Source organism: Mesorhizobium sp. M7D.F.Ca.US.004.03.1.1 (genome assembly GCF_003998635.1).
GTDB classification, from domain to species: domain Bacteria; phylum Pseudomonadota; class Alphaproteobacteria; order Rhizobiales; family Rhizobiaceae; genus Mesorhizobium; species Mesorhizobium loti.
In genome coordinates this window covers 1-1807 of sequence record NZ_RZQG01001088.1, presented here as the reverse complement: position 1 = coordinate 1807, position 1807 = coordinate 1, and the positions used below count along the sequence as shown (strand labels likewise).

Below are 1807 nucleotides of genomic sequence, written 5' to 3'. Positions count from 1 at the left end.
GTTCTCGCGGTGGCCCTGCAAAAGGGGCTCGACGCCGACCGCATGGCGCTCGACGACCAGATGGGCGCCAAGGCGATGAAGCCGAAGGGCGGTCCCGACAGTGCCGCCGGCATGCGGCAGGCGGCACAGGGTGCGGCCAAGCTGATGGCGGCCGACGACGGGCCGCGTGTTGCGGCTCTCGCCTTCGATGGCTGGGACACGCATGTCAATGAAGGCGGTGCGACCGGTCGGCTCGCCACCTTGCTCGGCGGTCTCGACGGCGCCTTCGAAGAATTCGAGAAAGGTCTCGGCGAGCGCTGGAAGGACACGGCGATCGTCGTCATCACCGAGTTCGGACGCACGGCCCAGATCAACGGCACCGTCGGCACCGATCACGGCACCGGCACTGTGGTGCTGTTGGCCGGCGGCGCCATCAAGGGCGGGCGCGTCATCGCTGATTGGCCTGGATTGAAGCCAGCTCAGCTTTACGAACAACGCGACCTAGCGCCGACCAGCGATGTCAGGGCGGTGCTGAAAGGGCTGCTTGCCGATCAGTTCGGGCTTTCGGCCGGAACCCTCGGCGACAAGGTGTTTCCGGAGTCCGCCGCAGTGAAGCCAATGCAGGGGCTTGTCGCGTGACGGCTGAATAGCCAATGGGCGTCACGACGTCCGTCAGCGGACTGCATTGTCGTTGAGCGTCGCCACCGTCTTCAGCGCGCCGTCGAGCATGTCGCCCTTCTCGTCCTTCAGCGCCATCTCGCGCAGGCGCCGGATCCAGTCGGCGGCGTCCGCTCGGCCCTTGAGCAGATCGAGCGCGGACAGCACCCGGTCAAATTTCGATTGCGCCCGGACATGGGTGTCGCTGTAGCCCTTGATCAGCCGGCGGCAGTTGAGGATCTCGACAGCCAGCGCATAATCCTGAGGCACATGGTCGAGCGCCAGAGCGTACCAGCGGTCGAGATGCGCGATCTCGACCTTGTGACGCAGCAGGCTGCGGCGCCACCGGCGCAGGCCGCCGATGAACCAGAGGGCTGCAAAGCCGGCGAAACTGTCGGTGCGGATGCGGCGGCCATGGTTGATGCGGCGGTCGAGAAAGGAGGCGAGCTTCGGCCGGTTTTCGATGTAGCTGCCAAGGCCCGCCGGCAGCGTGCCGCAGAACTCCTCGATGCGCGGGTGGAAATACTCGGTCACCTGCAGGATCGAGCCGTCCTTGACGCCGACCTCACGGCGCACGCGTTTGTCGCGCGTCGAGCGGGTCTTGAGATCGGCGACGCGGATCATGTCGTCGTAGCACAGCGCGTTGGCTAGGTGCTTTGCGGCGGCGATGGACAGGCCATAGCCGCGGTCCGGCCCGTCCAGCGCGATGGCCTTGTCCAGCCGGTCGAGATATTCGCGCCCGTAGGCGATGTCCTGATAGTCGACGACCTTTCTCAGGCCCCTGAGCGCCATGTCGCGCACGGCCACCGGCAACAGATCGATGCGGGCGGCCAAAGCCTGCCAGCCTTGCAGCAGGTTTTGCGGACCACTCACCTGTCCGGCGCCCAGGGCAGATTCGACAATCGCGGGCTCAGCCGGCTTCAACGCCGGCGCTGCCGTACCGCGCGCGCGGTCAAACGCGGCACCGAAGGCGGCGAGGCTGGCCTTGACGCCCCGGCCGCCGGCACCGATTGCCTGTTCGTAGCTCTCGCGGGTGAAGGGCAGCGCGTCGGACCCCGCCAGCGCGCCGAGCAGGCTGGCCGAGATCATCGAACCATTGTCGGCGGCGATCTTTTCCATGTCGAAAGCGATGAAGCGCTTCGATGCGGCCTCCGCCGTTGCGTGAACCCTG

2 protein-coding genes are annotated in these 1807 nt (G+C 66.7%); one reads left to right on the top strand and one right to left on the bottom strand.

The window, feature by feature from the left end; all coding sequences use genetic code 11:
• The coding region (locus EN935_RS34170) for a DUF1501 domain-containing protein (RefSeq protein ID WP_127374134.1) at positions 1 to 618 on the top strand (618 nt) is incomplete at its 5' end.
• Between the two features lie 33 nt (positions 619 to 651).
• Here the strand turns inward: EN935_RS34170 and EN935_RS34165 are convergent.
• Positions 652 to 1807 (bottom strand): indolepyruvate oxidoreductase subunit beta family protein (locus EN935_RS34165; protein ID WP_127374133.1); only part of this gene is annotated, 1156 nt, incomplete at its 5' end.